The following is a 16,645-nucleotide window of genomic DNA, read 5'->3' as shown; positions in this document are numbered from 1 at the left end:
GTTATTCACCCGACATGCCCACCTTGTAGCGCTTTGCCATTCCTATGGCACTCGGCCAGCGCGCAAGTTCAGAAGCGTAGACCAAACTCAGCTACTGGCGATGCGGAACCCGACTTTCAGTGTTACCTGAAAGTGCGCAGCTTTACCGTCCTTGATGTGGCCGCGGGTCTCGGTCACCTCAAACCACTCCAGATGCTTGATGCTTTTGTTGGCTTCTGCCAACGCATTGTTGATGGCGTCTTCGATGCTGGTTGGGGACGAGCCGACCAGCTCGACTTTTTTGTACGTGTGGTGGTCAGTCATGGTGATCTCCTTGGGATGTGGAATTGAGACTAGCAGTGAATTTGCACTGTTGATTTCGGCGGCTTTGCGCAAGCGAAGTTCAGAATTTCTGCACTTTCTCAATCCGCTGAAGTCCCAATCAACACACGCCACTCATCACCAATGCAGGAGAGCCACCATGGCCAACACCTCTTTACGTAAAGCCTCATTGCAAAGCATGGAAGCGGAGATCGAGAGTCTGCTCAAGTCGTTGGAAGGCCTGAAGGACGACGCTTCCGACGAGTCGCGCAAAACCCTCAAGGCGCTAAAAAGCAATGCCGAAAGTGCGCTGAAACATTCGCGTCATCTGCTTAGCGATGCCTACGAAGAAGTCAAAGTGAAGACCCGCGAGACCGGGATCGCCACCCGCGATTACGCGCAGGAACATCCATGGACCACCGCCGGTGTTGCGGTGGGTGCTTTGGGTCTACTGGCCGCTTACTTGCTGTTCAAGCGCGGCGAGTGATCCGGCTGGCGCAGCTCTTGTTTGAGCCAGTGCGCCAGTTGCCGGGCGCGCCCATCCGCGGCGCGCTTGGGTAGCCACAACGCCAGTTGCGCCGGGGTTTCACAGAAGCCCCACGGCGCAACCAGGCGCCCGGCCTTCAAGTCTTCGGTCACCAGCGGCTCCGGCGCGATAGCCACCCCAAGGCCCGCCACTGCGGCTTCCAGCAAATAATACAAATGCTCAAAACCTTGCCCGAGCTTCAACGTCTTGGCGTCGAGGTGATTTTGCTGTGCCCAGCTCGGCCAGGCTTGCGGCCGAGATGTCGTGTGCAGCAAGGGTTCGTCGAGCAGCGCTGAAGCGGGCGCGGTTTGCAGGCGTTGATACCCGTTGAACAGCGGGCTCATTACGGGGCCGATGCGTTCTGCGGCCAGCTCATAAACCTGCATGTCTGCGGGCCAGGGTGGTTCTGCGAACAGCAGCAATGCGTCCAGTCCCGGTCGCCTCGGGTCGAGATCACCTTCACCCGCCGATAAATGCAGGCGCAAATCCGGCAGATCGGCATTCAGCCTTCCCAATCGCGGGATGAACCAGCGCGCCAGCAAGCTTCCCGAGCAGCCGAGCACGAACGGCGCATCGGCTGTACGTTGCGTCAGCTCGGCACAAACACTGCGCAAGCGATCAAACGCCTCGCCGCTGGCATCGCGTAAACGCACACCGGCATCTGTGAGTTTCAAGCCGCGCCCATCCTTGACGAACAGGCTGACGCCAAGGTGTTCTTCGAGCACCTTGAGCTGGCGGCTGACCGCGCCATGGGTCACGTGCAGTTGTTCGGCGGCCTGGCTGACGCTGTTCAGACGGGCAGTGGCTTCGAAGGCGCGCAAAGCGTTGAGCGGGGGAAGGTCGTGGCTCATGGTATCTGTGAGTTTTCCTGACAGGTTGTGGCGATCTTATCGGTTTTCAGCATAGAAGGTCAGGGGTAGAGTGGGCCTCATTGTCTTCTCACGTCATTCCCGATTCTGCTGGAGCAAAACATGACCCAGACTTCGAACACTTCCGATCTGCGTAATGGCCCTGACGCCAATGGCCTGTTTGGCTCGTTCGGTGGCCGCTACGTGGCTGAAACCCTGATGCCGTTGATCCTCGAGCTGGCCCGCGAATACGAGACAGCCAAGGAAGACCCTGCATTTAAAGAAGAATTGGCCTACTTCCAGCGCGACTACGTCGGACGTCCGAGCCCGCTGTATTACGCCGAGCGTCTGACCGAGTTCTGCGGCGGCGCCAAGATCTACCTCAAGCGCGAAGAGCTGAACCACACCGGCGCGCACAAGATCAATAACTGCATCGGCCAGATTCTGCTGGCGCGGCGCATGGGCAAAAAACGCATCATCGCCGAGACGGGCGCCGGCATGCACGGCGTGGCGACTGCCACCGTGGCCGCGCGTTTCGGTCTGGATTGCGTGATCTACATGGGCACCACCGACATCGAACGCCAACAGGCCAACGTGTTTCGCATGAAGTTGCTGGGCGCCGAAGTGATCCCGGTAGTGGCCGGCACTGGCACCCTGAAAGATGCGATGAACGAAGCGCTGCGTGACTGGGTGACCAATGTCGACAGCACCTTCTACCTGATCGGCACCGTGGCTGGTCCGCACCCGTATCCAGCGATGGTTCGCGACTTCCAGGCCGTGATCGGCAAGGAAACCCGTGACCAACTCCAAGCGCAGGAAGGTCGTCTGCCGGACAGCCTGGTCGCGTGCATCGGTGGCGGCTCCAACGCCATGGGCCTGTTCCACCCATTCCTTGATGACAAAAGCGTTGAGATTATTGGTGTTGAAGCGGCCGGCTACGGCATCGAAACCGGCAAGCACGCGGCCAGCCTGAATGGCGGCGTACCGGGTGTGTTGCACGGCAACCGTACTTTCCTGTTGCAGGACGACGACGGCCAGATCATCGACGCTCACTCGATTTCCGCCGGCCTCGATTACCCGGGTATCGGCCCGGAACACGCCTGGTTGCATGACATCGGCCGCGTCCAGTACACCTCGGTGACCGACGACGAAGCCCTCGACGCATTCCACAAATGCTGCCGCCTGGAAGGGATTATTCCTGCCCTGGAAAGCGCCCACGCGCTGGCCGAAGTATTCAAGCGCGCACCGAACCTGCCCAAGGATCACCTGATGGTGATCAACCTGTCGGGCCGTGGCGACAAAGACATGCAGACCGTTATGCACCATATGGAACAGTCCAAGCAGGAGAAACACTGATGAGCCGCCTGCAAACCCGTTTTGCCGAACTCAAGCAACAGAATCGCGCCGCGCTGGTGACCTTTGTCACCGCCGGTGATCCGGATTACGACACTTCGCTGGCGATCCTCAAAGGCTTGTCGAAAGCCGGCGCCGACGTGATTGAGTTGGGCATGCCGTTCACCGATCCGATGGCTGACGGCCCGGCGATTCAACTGGCGAACATCCGCGCATTGGGCGCCAAGCAGAATCTGCTGAAAACCCTGCAAATGGTTCGCGAGTTCCGCGAAGACAACAGCGACACACCGCTGGTGCTGATGGGCTACTACAACCCGATCCACAAGTTTGGTGTCGAGCGTTTCATTGCGCAGGCCAAAGAGGCTGGCGTCGACGGCCTGATCGTTGTCGACATGCCGCCGGAGCACAACGACGAACTGTGCGACCCGGCGCAGGCTGCCGGCCTGGATTTCATCCGTCTGACTACGCCGACCACCGACGACGCGCGACTGCCGAAGGTTCTCAACGGCAGTTCCGGTTTTGTGTACTACGTGTCGGTTGCCGGTGTCACCGGTGCCGGCGCGGCGACGCTGGAGCATGTCGAAGAGGCGGTCGCTCGTTTGCGCCGCCACACCGATCTGCCGATCAGCATTGGTTTCGGTATCCGCACACCAGAGCAGGCCGCCGCGATTGCGCGTCTGGCTGACGGGGTTGTGGTGGGTTCGGCGTTGATCGATCACATCGCCAATGCCCAGACTCCGGATCAGGCCATCGACGGCGTATTGAGCCTGTGCTCGGCACTGGCAGAGGGCGTGCGGAAGGCTCGCGCCAGCTAAAGGTAGAGTTCCTGGTTCAGAGGAAAGTGCCTGGGCACCGGGGTTCTGGATTAATCGTTAGTCAGTCAAAAGATCGCAGCCTGTTGCAGCTCCTACATGTGACCTTTGTAGGAATTGCCACAGGCTGCGATCTTTTGCCTTTACGGCAGCTCCAGCCCGCCGGACGCCTTGTGCAGTTTGCGCAAATGCTCGCCGATCTGTTTCACGTTGGCCTCACTGGCGGCAATTTCGGCGGCGCGCTTGGGTTCCAGCAACTTACGCACTTCCTTGTCGAGGTCGCCGCTGAGTAACAGCAGCTTCTTCTGCCGCTGGCTGCTTTCCGTTTCCAGTCGGCTGAACTCGCTGGGTTGCGGCAAACCGTAGCCTTTCGAATCCAGCAGTTCTGCCGGACGGCTGAGGAACCCACTGTTGGCGAGGATTTCCTGCAAGGTCGCATTGGCCTTGTCCATTCCGCCATTCTCCAGTTCCCGCGCACCGAGGTAACGCTGTTTGACCTCGTCCTGCGCGAGCAACAACTGGCGACGGAAACTGGCCTGCTCCAGCAGCAACAGCGCGGCGCTGGTGCGCAGGTCGGCGCGATCGAACCATTCGCGGCGTTCTTCGGCCGACAACGAAAGCCACTCCTCAACGGTGTTCTGTTTGATTGGCAGCTGCTTCTTCAGCACGTCGAACATCGCTTGATAGCGATCGCGGAACGAGTCGAAGCGATAGCCCAGACGCAGCGCTTCTTTCGGATCATCCAGCACGCTGGTGTCGGCCAGACCACGGCCCTTGAGCACTTCCAGCAGACCGTTGGGCATGATGCTGTCGAGGCCGGTGAGTTGCGCGTTGTTGCTGCCGCTGCGCAACAGTTTCAAGCCTTCCACTGCGCAGTTATTGGACAGGAAGAAATAGTTGCCGTCGTAGCTCCAATGCATCTCGGCGGCATGTTCGACCACGCCTTCGATCTCGCTGCGCGACAGATTCAGCGGTACCGAGGCGAGGCTGCGCAGTTCGGTCTTGGTGTACTCGTCGATCACCTGCGCCAACGGCAGGACGAACAGCCGAGAGGGGTATTTACCGACCAATCCGTCCCAACTCGACAACTGCACATCACCGACGAAAGCGCGGTAGGACAGCACCAGATGTTGATCCAGATCGAGCCGGCAATCCGGGCCACGCGGACGCCCCGGTGCACAGATCACCAGACGCAACATGCTGTGACCCCAGCGGCTGACCCAGTTCTGATTGGCCTCGGCCAGTAAATAATCGACGGCGTAGACACGCTCCGGATCGACTTGCCCCAATGGTTGCTTGGCGAAATCGTTGCCGGCGTTCAGAAACGCAAAGGTCTTGGCGCAGGAATTCGGGGCCGGTGGTGCCCAGCCGAAGTGATCCTTGTAGTAGCGATACAGCGCCGGGCGGCGGCACGCGTAGCTCGGGTCGAGCAGGAAGTACTCCATGTTGACCGCGACGAACTCCTTGGGACTGGAGATTTCGTACAGGTCCGGGCTGCGGGCAATCTGTCGGTTGTGTTGCTCGCGCTCGCCGCGACGGCCGACGTATTGCGGCCACCCGGCGAGGTCGAGCAATCGCGGGTCATCACTAAGGGTGAAGCGGCGCCCGTTCTGGCCACGGCACTCATCGGGAATGCCGATCAGCCCGACACTGTTGAAGCGCCGGGTGCAGCGCTGGATCAGCGTGCGCTCGGCGTTTGGCCAGAGGCGTGCGCGGTCATAAATGTGGGTGATTTCGTGCAGCACCGTGGCGAGCAGTTCCTGGCGCACAGTGCCGTGGGGGCGATTGGTCTTCTCTTTGGCCGCGCTGCCGTCGGTGAGACTGGCGAGCAATTTGCGGTTCAGATCGAGTTCGGCGACCAGGGTTGCCTGGCCATAGGCATTGCCGGGCATGTCATCGGTCCAGCCGACATCGATGCGCCGATCCAGCCGCTCGATAAAGCTCGGCGGCAAGGCCTGCATGGCTTCATCGATCAGCGCCTGGCTGGCCTGTTGCTGGGCGGGGCTCAGACCGTCGGTCTTGAGCCGCAATTGCAGGCCGGCGTAGGCGCTGTTGCCAAGTAGCAACAACGCCCCGGCCAGTAGCCAGGCGCCAAGTGACTTCACAGTGCGAGGATGGCTTCGGCGAGAACCTGATCACTGGCGTCGCGAGCTTCCGGCACGCGTGTGCGCAAGGTGTTGAGAGCGGCTTCCAGGTGCGCACCACGGATATCACCCTTGCTGGCGACAAAGCTGGCGGCGTCGTCGTGGGCTTCGCGGATGATTTTCGAGTCGCGAATCGACGTGGTGGTATCAGACGTGAAATCAATGGTGCGCTGGGAGGCACGAACGATGATGTTACTGGTGGCTACCAGGGTTTGGGCCTGGGCCAGGTCGGCCAATAAAAACAGGCCAAGGGCGGCAGCAATCAGCGGGCTACGCATGGAACGACTCCGAAGGGCAAAGTTAACAAGGGACTGGGTTAACTATTGGACGAGAATTGCCTCTGCCAGTTCAAGGTCGCTGGCATGAAGTTTCGGCCGGGTTTTACGCAGGTAGTGCAGTGCGGATTCCAATCGAGCGCCGCGCAATTCTCCGTCACTGGCAACAAACACCGCCGCATCATCGTGAGCGACGAGCAGCAGTTTACGGTCGAACGGCGCGGAAGACACCATGCCGGTCGCCCAGACGCTCACCACGGTGTTTTGCGTGGAGACGTCGAAGGCGTTGGCCGAGGTCGTCCAGCAAGCAGTTAACAATACGCAAGGGATCAGGAGTTTTTGAATAAAAGGCATGGGACTCGGCAACTGTTGGCGAGCCGTAAGGCTAGCGCAATGCCCGGACTAGAGCCAGCGCCGAAATATCGGGACACGACCGGCGTGCCCCGCCATGCCGCGACTGCTTAGATAGTCAGAATGGCCTGAGCCAACTGAGCGTCGGTGGCTTGCAGTTGTGGCGCCTGATGACGAATGTGATCCAGCGCGCTTTCCAGTTTCACGCCTCGGATGTCGCCTTGGCTGGCGACGAAGCTGGCTGCGTCGTCACGGGCAGCGAGCACGATCTTGTCGTCACGGAAGGAAGAGGTGACGTCGGAAGTAGCGTCGGAGGAGGCTTTCAGGGCGCCGACAATCGAGTCAGTGGTCACGATGAAGCTGGTAGCGCTGGCGTTGGCAGCCACGGCCAACAGGGCTGCGGCGCTGAGCATGCGAAGACGGGTCATGGGGTAACTCCTGTGGATAAACCGTATAGAGAGGTGGCTCGGTATCTGAGGAGTCAGACGCCATCGGCACAGCATTCGCCACGTACTGAATGGATATTAGGCTGCTCTGTGCAATTCGCCCAGTGGTCAGAATGCTGGCTTCTGCGGAACACGTATAACTGTACCTATGAATGTTGATAAAACTAAAACTGTGCTTGTTTTAATCTCGAAGCGTCTATTCTGCGGTTTTGAAGCATCCAGAACGACAAAACCCGTCGTGGTTTCCCACGACGGGTTTTGTTTTATTCAATTCGGGTTGCTGGCGGTGGGTCTAACGACCAGAGCCAGCGACGCTACTTAGCGCCAGAACGGCTTGCTCAGCTCTTCGTAGCGTTGTGCTTCGCTGATACCGGCGTCAGCCAGCAGACGCGAATCCAGGCGGGCCAATTGGTGGCGGCTGGAGATGCGGCGCTGCCACAACATCAGGTTGGCGAGAACGCGCAGAGGCATGGAAGCCTGGGTTTTTGCAGCTTTGTCTTCGAAGAACAGTTCGGAACTGAGTGTACGTTCCATGGTTGACATCCTTCCGCTTGTGGCGGGATCAGGTAGTGGTTTGACTGGTGCCCATGATCCTCCCGTTTGCCTAGTCTCACTAGATACAGTTCAACTGTATTGTGAGTGACCAGTTAACTGTTTATTGATGGTGTACGGGTCGAAATTGGGCAAACTGTACCTGTCCGCACTTAAGTGGTGCGTTTTAGCTGGTTTCGGAAGAAAGTGTGGGTATTTGCTGTAGGAAAAGACCGGTACAGCAGTACAGTTTTTGACGGTGTCGAGGATTTCTGAATACCGTCGACGCAAACTGTGTTTGCGCCGACGGAACATCTGTGTGAATTACACCGTCAGCATCCGCCCGGTTTCTTCCAGATTGATGTGCCAGCTCAACGCTTCACGCAGGATGTGTGGGGTGTGACCACCGATTGCGCAGGCGGCGGTGAAGTAGTTATCCAGCGCCTGGCGAAAGTCCGGGTGCACACAATTGTCGATGATCACCCGGGCCCGTTCGCGAGGCGCCAGGCCTCGCAGATCCGCCAGGCCTACTTCGGTTACCAGAATGTCGACATCATGTTCGGTATGGTCAACGTGGCTGACCATCGGCACAACGCTGGAAATCGCGCCACCCTTGGCGATCGATTTCGTCACGAACACCGCCAGATGCGCGTTACGCGCGAAATCGCCGGAGCCGCCGATGCCGTTCATCATCCGCGTGCCGCAGACGTGGGTAGAGTTGACGTTGCCGTAGATGTCGAACTCCAGCGCCGTGTTGATGCCGATGATCCCCAAGCGCCGCACGACTTCCGGGTGGTTGGAGATTTCCTGCGGACGCAGCACCAGTTTGTCTTTGTACTTTTCCAGGTTGCCGAACACGTCGGTGTTGCGCCGTTCCGACAGCGTGATCGAGCTGCCCGAAGCGAAGCTCAGCTTGCCGGCATCGATCAGGTCGAACGTCGAGTCCTGCAGGACTTCGGAGTACATGGTCAGGTCTTCAAACGGCGAGTCGATCAGGCCGCACATCACCGCGTTGGCGATGTTGCCGATCCCGGCCTGCAGCGGGCCTAGCTTGTTGGTCATGCGCCCGGCATCGACTTCCTGCTTGAAGAAAGTGATCAGGTGATCGGCGATGGCGTTGGTGTCGACATCCGGCGACGACACCGTGGACGGTGAATCCGGTTGCTGGGTGATGACGATGGCGACGATCTTCTCCGGTGGAATCGGGATCGCGGTGCTGCCGATGCGGTCGTCGACCTTCACCAGCGGAATCGGCGTACGCGTCGGACGATACGTCGGGATATAGATGTCGTGCAGACCTTCGAGGTTGGCGTTATGCGCCAGATTGATCTCGACGATCACCTGTTTGGCGAAAATCGCGAAGCTCGCCGAGTTGCCCACCGAAGTGGTCGGCACAATATGGCCCTGCTCGGTGATGGCCACGGCTTCGATGACGGCGATGTCCGGCAGCTTCAGTTGCTGGTTGCGCAGTTGCTCGACGGTTTCCGACAGATGCTGGTCAATGAACATCACTTGCCCGGCGTTGATCGCCTTGCGCAAGGTGCTGTCGACCTGGAACGGCATGCGCCGCGACAGCACGCCGGCTTCGGTCAGTTGCTTGTCGAGGTCATTGCCCAGGCTGGCGCCCGTCATCAGGCTGATCTTCAGCGGCGTGACCTTGGCCCGCTCGGCCAGTGCATGAGGGACGGCCTTGGCTTCGCCGGCGCGGGTGAAGCCGCTCATGCCGACGGTCATGCCGTCCTCAATCAGAGCAGCAGCGTCGGCGGCGCTCATCACTTTGTCCAACAACGAAGGCAGGCGAATACGGTCACGGTACATGTATTTTTATCTCGGGCAGCGAGTAGCAGGATGCGCAGTCTAGTGAATTTGGCTGGTGCCTGTCCCGCTACCAAGGTCGCAAAAGAGGCGTCTATTGCGCGGGTTTCAAGTAAAACATCGTTACCGGATCTGCAACAACGCGGCATATTGTCCGACTGTTTGCGCAAACAAAAACGCCCCGACAAGTCGGGGCGTTTGGTGCAGCAGGCGAAAGTTACTCGACGGCTTTAACCATGTCTTCGATGACTTTCTTCGCGTCACCGAACACCATCATGGTCTTGTCCAGGTAGAACAGTTCGTTGTCCAGACCGGCATAGCCGCTGGCCATTGAGCGCTTGTTGACGATGATGGTCTTGGCCTTGAACGCTTCGAGAATCGGCATACCGGCAATCGGCGATTTCGGATCGTTCTTGGCGGCCGGGTTGACCACGTCGTTCGCGCCGAGCACCAGCACCACATCGGCCTGACCGAACTCGGAGTTGATGTCTTCCATCTCGAACACCTGGTCGTACGGCACTTCGGCTTCGGCCAGCAGTACGTTCATGTGCCCGGGCATCCGCCCGGCCACCGGGTGGATCGCATACTTCACGGTCACGCCACGGTGGGTCAGCTTCTCGGTCAGCTCTTTCAATGCATGCTGCGCACGGGCTACCGCCAGGCCGTAGCCTGGAACGATGATCACGGTGTCGGCGTTGGTCAGCAGGAACGTCGCGTCGTCAGCCGAACCGGATTTCACCGGACGTGCTTCCTTCGCACCGGCCGGGCCTGCGTCAACCGTATTGCCGAAACCACCGAGCAATACGTTGAAGAAGGAACGGTTCATCGCCTTACACATGATGTACGAGAGGATCGCACCGCTCGAACCGACGAGCGAGCCGGCAATGATCAGCATCGAGTTGTTCAGCGAGAAACCGATACCCGCTGCTGCCCAGCCCGAATAGCTGTTGAGCATCGACACCACCACCGGCATGTCGGCACCGCCGATCGGGATGATGATCAGCACGCCCATCACGAACGCCAGCGCCAGCATCAGCGCAAACGCGGTGAGGTTGCCGGTGAACATAAAGGTCAATCCGAGTGCCAGTGTCGCCAGACCCAGCACCGCGTTCAGCTTGTGCTGACCGCTAAACTGTACCGGTGCGCCCTGAAACAGGCGGAACTTGTACTTGCCCGAGAGCTTGCCGAAGGCGATCACTGAGCCGGAGAAGGTGATGGCACCAATCGCCGCGCCGAGGAACAGTTCCAAGCGGTTACCCGCCGGAATCGCGTCCCCCAGTTGCTTGACGATGCCCAGCGACTGCGGCTCAACCACGGCAGCAATGGCGATGAACACCGCTGCCAGGCCGATCATGCTGTGCATGAAGGCAACCAGCTCCGGCATTTTGGTCATTTCAACACGCTTGGCCATGATCGAACCGGCGGTACCGCCGACCAGCAGGCCGACGATCACATAACCGATACCAGCCGTGGCCAGCTCAGCGCCGAGCTTATAGATGAGGCCGACAGTAGTGATGATCGCCAGACCCATGCCGAGCATGCCGAACAGATTGCCGCGGCGTGACGTGGTTGGGTGCGACAAGCCTTTGAGGGCCTGGATGAAACAGATCGACGCGATCAGATAAAGCGTCGTGACGAGATTCATGCTCATTACTTCGGCGCCTCTTCTTTTACTTTCGGGGCTTTCTTCTTGAACATCTCAAGCATGCGGCGGGTAACCAGGAAGCCACCGAACACATTCACTGCGGCCAGCGCCACGGCGAGGGTGCCCATGGTCTTGCCCAGCGGGGTGACCGTCAGGGCAGCGGCCAGCATCGCGCCGACGATCACGATCGCCGAGATGGCGTTGGTCACGGCCATCAGCGGCGTGTGCAGCGCAGGTGTTACGTTCCAGACCACGTGATAACCGACATAAATCGCCAGCACGAAGATGATCAGGTTGTAGATACCGGGGGAGATAAGCTCTTCCATCGTCTGAATCCCTGCTTAGGCGTTTTTGCGGATGACTTGGCCGTCGCGGCACATCAGGCACGCGGCGACGATGTCGTCTTCGAGGTTGACGTCGAACTGGCCTTCTTTAGTGAAGACCAGCTTCAGGAAGTCCAGCAGGTTGCGTGCATACAGCGCCGAAGCGTCCGCAGCGACTTCACCGGCCAGATTGGTCGGACCGGCGATAGTCACGCCGTTCTCGATCACGACCTGATCGGCTACGGTCAACGGGCAGTTACCGCCCTGCGCAGCCGCGAGGTCAATGACCACCGAGCCCGGTTTCATTTGCGCCACGGTGTCCGCACTCAACAGCGTCGGTGCCTTGCGGCCCGGGATCAGCGCGGTAGTGATGACGATGTCAGCCTGCTTGGCGCGTTCATGCACGGCCTGGGCCTGACGCTGCATCCAGCTCGCCGGCATCGGCCGCGCGTAACCGCCGACACCAACGGCGCATTCGCGCTCTTCATCGGTCTCGTAAGGCACGTCGACGAACTTGGCGCCGAGGGATTCGATCTGTTCCTTCACCGCCGGACGCACGTCGGACGCTTCGATAACCGCACCCAGACGTTTCGCCGTAGCAATCGCCTGCAACCCGGCCACGCCTGCGCCGAGAATCAGCACGCGCGCCGCTTTCACGGTGCCCGCAGCGGTCATCAGCATCGGCATGAAGCGCGGATAGTAGTGAGCGGCCAGCAACACGGCCTTATAGCCGGCGATGTTCGCCTGGGACGACAACACATCGAGACTCTGCGCCCGCGAGGTGCGCGGCGCCGCTTCCAGGGCGAACGCGGTAATCCCGCACTCGGCCATTTTGGCGATGGTGTCGTTGTTGAACGGATTGAGCATGCCAACCAGCACCGCACCGCGCTTGATCAGCGTCAGTTCGGCATCGCTTGGGGCGACCACTTTGAGAATCAGCTCGGCGCCAAACGCATCGTTGGCACTGCCAATAGTTGCGCCTGCCGCTTCATAAGCACTGTCGACAACGCTGGCTTTAACGCCGGCGCCGGTTTGCACAGTGACCTTATGACCTTGGCTGATCAGCTTTTTAATGGTTTCCGGGGTTGCAGCAACCCGTGTTTCACCGGTCTGGGTTTCGAGAGGAACACCAATGTGCACGTCAAATCTCCTGCGTGATCTTATTGAGTAAACCCAGGCACTTCGGATGGTGCGACTGGGGCGGCCGATCAGCACGATCCCGCTAAATCAAGGCGGGGCGCGGCATTTTGCAGGCGAACTTTATGCCCTTCAAGGGATTATGACGGGTGACGGAAAATTAACTACAAGTCATGCCGTGACCGAATGTCGCACATGACCGGCTGAATCCCTTGCAGGCCGTGCCTTACAAGGATTCTGGACGAATTCGAAGATTTATCTCATCGGTGACGTGAATGGACCGTAATGAGTCGCGAATGGAGGCTCAAAGCCACGCCGGCAGGCGCTTGTGGGACGTCTGTACGACCTTCGGATACAGTCGTTGAAAATGCGACAAATACTTATATCTGTAGTGCTTTAATTTTTCTGACTACGAGGTCAGCTAACGCTGTGAGCCGCTACCCTTCTAGGCTGTAGCTATGCGCCTGGTTCACCAACCAGTCGCGAAATGCCTTCAGGGACGCCGATTCGACCTTTCGCTCGGGAATCATCAGGTAATAAGCCTTGATGCTGGACAGTGCCTGGGGGTTGGCAATCACCAGGCGCTTCTCGGCCAATTCGCGCTGAATCAGGAACGGCGGGATCAGCGCAATGCCCATGTCGTGCATGGCTGCCTGCGCCAGCATGGAGAATAGTTCATAGCGCGGCCCTGTCATGTCGCGAGGGATATTCAGATGTTGCGAGTTGAACCACTGGCGCCAAGCATAGGGGCGGGTGGTCTGCTGCAAGAGCGGTAGCTCGGCAACCTCTTGCGCTGTCAGCTTTGTCTTGCTGCCGAGTAGGGTGGGGCTGCAAACGGGCATCGGATTTTCGCCCATCAGTCTGTGGGACTCGGTACCTGACCAATCGGCATCGCCGAAGTAGATGGCGGCATCGAAGTCGGTATCGGCGAACAGGAATGGACGCGTGCGGTTAGTCAGGTTGACGGTGACTTCCGGATGCTTGAGCTGGAAATCTTTCAAGCGTGGCAGCAGCCATTGCGTGCCGAAGGTCGGCACCACCGCCAGTTCGATCACATTGGCGCCTTGCTGACCCATTACCGACAGCGTGTCGCGTTCGACCGCATCAAGTTGGGTCGCCACCCGACGGCTGTAGGAAAGCCCTGCTTCGGTCAGCTTTACCCCGCGTCGTGAGCGTCGGAACAGTTCCACGCTGAGGAACTCCTCAAGGCTGGCGATCTGTCGGCAAATGGCGCCTTGGGTGATGGAAAGCTCTTCAGCGGCCTTGGTAAAACTCTCGTGTCGAGCGGCAGCCTCAAAACTGATCAGAGCGGTTGTGCTGGGGATCTTCCTGCGCATGTACTTCAACCTCACTAATACGTCGCTTAAAAGGCTATCGGCGTTGTTTCGGAGTGAGAAATTAGCACAACAGAATGCGAAATCCTCGTTTGCCGCGACCGCGAACCGCGCCTAGGATCAATGCCACTTTAATTCACCGATTTACGAGGGCACACTCATGGGCGGTAAAGCTAGCTTCAACTGGATCGATCCCCTGCTGCTGGATCAACAGCTCACCGAAGAAGAGCGCATGATCCGCGACACTGCCGAGCAGTTCGCTCAGCAGAAGCTCGCGCCGCGTGTCCTCGAAGCTTTCCGCCACGAGAAGACCGATCCGGCGATCTTCCGCGAGATGGGTGAAGTCGGCCTGTTGGGCGCGACCATTCCTGAGCAGTACGGTGGCAGTGGCCTCAACTATGTCAGCTACGGCCTGATTGCCCGTGAAGTGGAGCGTGTCGATTCCGGCTATCGCTCGATGATGAGCGTGCAGTCTTCGCTGGTAATGGTGCCGATCAACGAATTCGGCACCGAAGCGCAGAAACAGAAATACCTGCCGAAACTGGCTTCCGGCGAATGGATCGGCTGCTTCGGTCTGACCGAGCCAAACCACGGTTCCGACCCTGGCGCGATGATTACTCGTGCACGTAAAGTCGACGGCGGCTACAGCCTGACTGGCGCGAAGATGTGGATCACCAACAGCCCGATCGCCGATGTGTTCGTGGTTTGGGCCAAGGACGATGCTGGCGACATCCGTGGCTTCGTTCTGGAGAAAGGCTGGAAAGGCCTGAGCGCTCCGGCGATTCACGGCAAGGTCGGCCTGCGCGCCTCGATCACCGGTGAGATCGTCATGGACAACGTATTCGTTCCGGAAGAAAACATCTTCCCTGACGTGCGTGGTCTGAAAGGTCCGTTCACCTGCCTCAACTCCGCACGCTACGGCATCTCTTGGGGTGCGTTGGGCGCTGCCGAGTTCTGCTGGCACACCGCACGCCAATACACGCTGGACCGCATGCAGTTCGGCCGTCCTTTGGCCGCTACTCAGTTGATCCAGAAAAAACTGGCGGACATGCAGACCGAGATCACACTGGCCCTGCAAGGCTGCCTGCGTTTGGGGCGCATGAAGGATGAAGGCACGGCTGCGGTCGAAATCACTTCGATCATGAAGCGCAACTCGTGCGGCAAGTCGCTGGATATCGCCCGCATGGCTCGCGACATGCTGGGCGGCAACGGTATCTCCGACGAGTTCGGCGTGGCCCGCCACTTGGTCAACCTGGAAGTGGTGAATACCTATGAAGGTACGCACGATGTCCACGCGCTGATCCTCGGTCGCGCGCAAACCGGTCTGCAGGCGTTCTATTAATAGGAGAACGACCATGGGCGCGCTGTCGCATCTGCGGGTACTGGATTTATCGCGAGTGTTGGCCGGGCCATGGGCCGGGCAGATTCTCGCCGACCTCGGCGCCGAAGTGATCAAGGTCGAGCGCCCCGGCAATGGTGATGACACTCGCGCCTGGGGGCCGCCCTTCCTTAAGGACGCTTATGGTGAGAACACGTCGGAGGCGGCTTACTACCTTTCGGCCAATCGCAACAAGCAATCGGTGACCATCGACTTCACGCGTCCCGAGGGCCAAAAGCTTGTTCGCGAGCTCGCTGCCAAGTCGGACATCCTCATTGAGAACTTCAAGGTGGGTGGTCTGGCGGCTTATGGGTTGGACTATGAGTCGCTGAAGGCTATCAATCCGGATCTGATCTACTGCTCGATCACTGGCTTCGGCCAGACCGGGCCCTATGCCAAGCGTGCCGGTTACGACTTCATGATCCAGGGGTTGGGTGGGCTGATGAGTCTGACCGGTCGGCCAGAAGGAGATGAAGGTGCCGGGCCGGTGAAGGTTGGTGTGGCGCTAACGGATATCCTGACCGGGCTGTATTCGACCGTGGCGATACTGGCGGCGCTGGCTCATCGTGATCACGACGGTGGTGGTCAGCACATTGATATGGCATTGCTGGATGTGCAGGTAGCCTGCCTGGCTAACCAGGCGATGAACTACCTGACCACGGGCAATGCACCCAAGCGCCTGGGCAATGCGCATCCGAACATCGTGCCTTATCAGGACTTTCCTACGGCAGATGGTGATTTCATCCTTACCGTGGGCAATGACGGGCAGTTCCGCAAGTTTGCTGAAGTGGCGGGTCAGCCGCAGTGGGCTGATGATCCGCGCTTCGCTACTAATAAGCTACGGGTGGCGAATCGTGCCGTGCTGATTCCTCTGATTCGTCAGGCGACAGTCTTCAAGACCACGGCTGAGTGGGTAGCTCAGTTGGAGATGGCGGGTGTGCCATGTGGCCCGATCAATGATCTGTCGCAGGTGTTTGAGGACCCGCAGGTGAAGGCGCGCGGGCTGGCAATAGAGTTGCCCCATGCGTTGGCGGGGATGGTGCCTCAGGTGGCAAGTCCTATTCGAATGTCGCAAACCCCTGTCGAGTATCGCCTTGCGCCTCCTTTGTTGGGCGAACATACGTTGGAGGTGTTGCAGCGAGTCTTGGGGCTGGGGGCGGGAGCGGTGGTCGCGCTGAAAGAGGATGGAGTGCTCTGAGCTCCTTCTATATAGAAGGCTTAGCGTTCCCCTCTATATATAGGGGGGGTTGGTCGTTTCTTGATCGATCTGCAAGTAATTGAAAGAAAAGCGAAATTAGCTGTTGACGGCAGATTCCAGACGTCTATAATTCGCCCCACTTCCGGCGCAGTCGAAACGGAAAACTCCTTGAGATTCAATGAGTTAAGTAGGTTTCGAGAGAGGTCGCTTCAGTTCATCGAAGTCTGGA

17 protein-coding genes are annotated in these 16,645 nt (G+C 59.0%); 5 read left to right on the top strand and 12 right to left on the bottom strand.

The genetic code is table 11. The annotated features are described in order from the left end of the window. Window positions 1-87: 87 nt before the first annotated feature. Entirely contained in the window at window positions 88-303 is a 216-nt protein-coding gene (locus tag IEQ42_RS12140) for a dodecin (protein ID WP_042556997.1), read from the bottom strand. Window positions 304-460: 157 nt separating this feature from the next. On the opposite strand from IEQ42_RS12140, the gene IEQ42_RS12135 reads away from it, so the two are divergent. Then, a complete protein-coding gene (locus IEQ42_RS12135; RefSeq protein WP_042556998.1) occupies window positions 461-787 on the top strand; it encodes an ElaB/YgaM/YqjD family protein in 327 nt (108 codons plus the stop codon). Here IEQ42_RS12135 and IEQ42_RS12130 read toward each other — a convergent pair. Continuing rightward, complete coding sequence (locus IEQ42_RS12130) at window positions 760-1,677, bottom strand: LysR family transcriptional regulator (protein ID WP_042556999.1); 918 nt, start codon at window positions 1,675-1,677, stop codon at window positions 760-762. The genes IEQ42_RS12135 and IEQ42_RS12130 overlap by 28 nt on opposite strands. 120 nt (window positions 1,678-1,797) lie before the next feature. Between IEQ42_RS12130 and trpB the strand changes: the two genes are divergently transcribed. Both trpB and trpA read left to right on the top strand, forming a co-directional pair. Beyond that, entirely contained in the window at window positions 1,798-3,030 is a 1,233-nt protein-coding gene (trpB, locus tag IEQ42_RS12125) for a tryptophan synthase subunit beta (protein WP_210703709.1), read from the top strand. Next, window positions 3,030-3,842, top strand: a complete 813-nt coding sequence (trpA, locus tag IEQ42_RS12120) for a tryptophan synthase subunit alpha (protein WP_210703708.1) — start codon at window positions 3,030-3,032, stop codon at window positions 3,840-3,842. The genes trpB and trpA overlap by 1 nt, the downstream gene beginning before the upstream one ends. Before the next feature lie 140 nt (window positions 3,843-3,982). Here the strand turns inward: trpA and IEQ42_RS12115 are convergent, their stop codons facing one another. The 10 genes from IEQ42_RS12115 to IEQ42_RS12070 all read right to left on the bottom strand — a co-directional run bounded on the left by IEQ42_RS12115 (window position 3,983) and on the right by IEQ42_RS12070 (window position 13,843). Beyond that, the gene (locus IEQ42_RS12115) at window positions 3,983-5,944 is read right to left on the bottom strand and encodes a DUF7844 domain-containing protein (RefSeq protein WP_210703707.1); all 1,962 of its coding nucleotides are present in this window, start codon (window positions 5,942-5,944) and stop codon (window positions 3,983-3,985) included. Beyond that, the gene (locus IEQ42_RS12110; protein ID WP_210703706.1) at window positions 5,941-6,261 is read right to left on the bottom strand and encodes a DUF2388 domain-containing protein; all 321 of its coding nucleotides are present in this window, start codon (window positions 6,259-6,261) and stop codon (window positions 5,941-5,943) included. Before IEQ42_RS12110 ends, IEQ42_RS12115 begins: the two co-directional genes overlap by 4 nt. A gap of 42 nt (window positions 6,262-6,303) precedes the next feature. After that, on the bottom strand, window positions 6,304-6,612 hold the full coding sequence (locus IEQ42_RS12105; RefSeq protein ID WP_042557004.1) for a DUF2388 domain-containing protein: 309 nt from the start codon (window positions 6,610-6,612) through the stop codon (window positions 6,304-6,306). Window positions 6,613-6,719: 107 nt separating this feature from the next. Then, the gene (locus IEQ42_RS12100) at window positions 6,720-7,037 is read right to left on the bottom strand and encodes a DUF2388 domain-containing protein (RefSeq protein WP_047299224.1); all 318 of its coding nucleotides are present in this window, start codon (window positions 7,035-7,037) and stop codon (window positions 6,720-6,722) included. Between the two features lie 336 nt (window positions 7,038-7,373). Continuing rightward, complete coding sequence (locus tag IEQ42_RS12095; RefSeq protein ID WP_009041553.1) at window positions 7,374-7,589, bottom strand: DUF1127 domain-containing protein; 216 nt, start codon at window positions 7,587-7,589, stop codon at window positions 7,374-7,376. Between the two features lie 321 nt (window positions 7,590-7,910). After that, window positions 7,911-9,404 (bottom strand): acetyl-CoA hydrolase/transferase family protein, encoded by a 1,494-nt coding sequence (locus tag IEQ42_RS12090; RefSeq protein ID WP_210703705.1) that lies wholly within the window; start codon window positions 9,402-9,404, stop codon window positions 7,911-7,913. 214 nt (window positions 9,405-9,618) lie between these two features. Further along, window positions 9,619-11,052 (bottom strand): NAD(P)(+) transhydrogenase (Re/Si-specific) subunit beta, encoded by a 1,434-nt coding sequence (locus tag IEQ42_RS12085; protein WP_047299226.1) that lies wholly within the window; start codon window positions 11,050-11,052, stop codon window positions 9,619-9,621. Next, window positions 11,052-11,372: an NAD(P) transhydrogenase subunit alpha part 2 gene (locus tag IEQ42_RS12080; protein WP_003187417.1), complete on the bottom strand. Its 321-nt coding sequence runs from the start codon at window positions 11,370-11,372 to the stop codon at window positions 11,052-11,054. The genes IEQ42_RS12085 and IEQ42_RS12080 overlap by 1 nt, the downstream gene beginning before the upstream one ends. A 15-nt stretch (window positions 11,373-11,387) precedes the next feature. Further along, complete coding sequence (locus tag IEQ42_RS12075) at window positions 11,388-12,509, bottom strand: Re/Si-specific NAD(P)(+) transhydrogenase subunit alpha (RefSeq protein ID WP_042557008.1); 1,122 nt, start codon at window positions 12,507-12,509, stop codon at window positions 11,388-11,390. A 434-nt stretch (window positions 12,510-12,943) separates the two neighbouring features. Further along, window positions 12,944-13,843, bottom strand: a complete 900-nt coding sequence (locus IEQ42_RS12070) for a LysR family transcriptional regulator (RefSeq protein ID WP_210703704.1) — start codon at window positions 13,841-13,843, stop codon at window positions 12,944-12,946. A 157-nt stretch (window positions 13,844-14,000) separates the two neighbouring features. Between IEQ42_RS12070 and IEQ42_RS12065 the strand changes: the two genes are divergently transcribed. Beyond that, window positions 14,001-15,182: an acyl-CoA dehydrogenase gene (locus tag IEQ42_RS12065; protein WP_042557010.1), complete on the top strand. Its 1,182-nt coding sequence runs from the start codon at window positions 14,001-14,003 to the stop codon at window positions 15,180-15,182. Window positions 15,183-15,195: 13 nt separating this feature from the next. Further along, entirely contained in the window at window positions 15,196-16,416 is a 1,221-nt protein-coding gene (locus IEQ42_RS12060) for a CaiB/BaiF CoA transferase family protein (protein ID WP_210703703.1), read from the top strand. Window positions 16,417-16,645 lie beyond the last annotated feature (229 nt).

The sequence above is a fragment of the Pseudomonas iridis genome (assembly GCF_017980685.1).
Classification (GTDB): Bacteria; Pseudomonadota; Gammaproteobacteria; order Pseudomonadales; family Pseudomonadaceae; genus Aquipseudomonas; species Aquipseudomonas iridis.
The sequence above is the reverse complement of the archived record's forward strand: the minus strand, read 5'-3'. Positions and strand labels throughout refer to the sequence as shown.

What these genes read in the sequence shown, in the direction of transcription:
- IEQ42_RS12140 (WP_042556997.1), bottom strand. Translation starts at nt 303, where the DNA reads ATGACTGACCACCACACGTACAAAAAAGTCGAGCTGGTCGGCTCGTCC.
- IEQ42_RS12135 (WP_042556998.1), top strand. Translation starts at nt 461, where the DNA reads ATGGCCAACACCTCTTTACGTAAAGCCTCATTGCAAAGCATGGAAGCG.
- IEQ42_RS12130 (WP_042556999.1), bottom strand. Translation starts at nt 1,677, where the DNA reads ATGAGCCACGACCTTCCCCCGCTCAACGCTTTGCGCGCCTTCGAAGCC.
- trpB (WP_210703709.1), top strand. Translation starts at nt 1,798, where the DNA reads ATGACCCAGACTTCGAACACTTCCGATCTGCGTAATGGCCCTGACGCC.
- trpA (WP_210703708.1), top strand. Translation starts at nt 3,030, where the DNA reads ATGAGCCGCCTGCAAACCCGTTTTGCCGAACTCAAGCAACAGAATCGC.
- IEQ42_RS12110 (WP_210703706.1), bottom strand. Translation starts at nt 6,261, where the DNA reads ATGCGTAGCCCGCTGATTGCTGCCGCCCTTGGCCTGTTTTTATTGGCC.
- IEQ42_RS12105 (WP_042557004.1), bottom strand. Translation starts at nt 6,612, where the DNA reads ATGCCTTTTATTCAAAAACTCCTGATCCCTTGCGTATTGTTAACTGCT.
- IEQ42_RS12100 (WP_047299224.1), bottom strand. Translation starts at nt 7,037, where the DNA reads ATGACCCGTCTTCGCATGCTCAGCGCCGCAGCCCTGTTGGCCGTGGCT.
- IEQ42_RS12095 (WP_009041553.1), bottom strand. Translation starts at nt 7,589, where the DNA reads ATGGAACGTACACTCAGTTCCGAACTGTTCTTCGAAGACAAAGCTGCA.
- IEQ42_RS12090 (WP_210703705.1), bottom strand. Translation starts at nt 9,404, where the DNA reads ATGTACCGTGACCGTATTCGCCTGCCTTCGTTGTTGGACAAAGTGATG.
- IEQ42_RS12085 (WP_047299226.1), bottom strand. Translation starts at nt 11,052, where the DNA reads ATGAGCATGAATCTCGTCACGACGCTTTATCTGATCGCGTCGATCTGT.
- IEQ42_RS12080 (WP_003187417.1), bottom strand. Translation starts at nt 11,372, where the DNA reads ATGGAAGAGCTTATCTCCCCCGGTATCTACAACCTGATCATCTTCGTG.
- IEQ42_RS12070 (WP_210703704.1), bottom strand. Translation starts at nt 13,843, where the DNA reads ATGCGCAGGAAGATCCCCAGCACAACCGCTCTGATCAGTTTTGAGGCT.
- IEQ42_RS12065 (WP_042557010.1), top strand. Translation starts at nt 14,001, where the DNA reads ATGGGCGGTAAAGCTAGCTTCAACTGGATCGATCCCCTGCTGCTGGAT.
- IEQ42_RS12060 (WP_210703703.1), top strand. Translation starts at nt 15,196, where the DNA reads ATGGGCGCGCTGTCGCATCTGCGGGTACTGGATTTATCGCGAGTGTTG.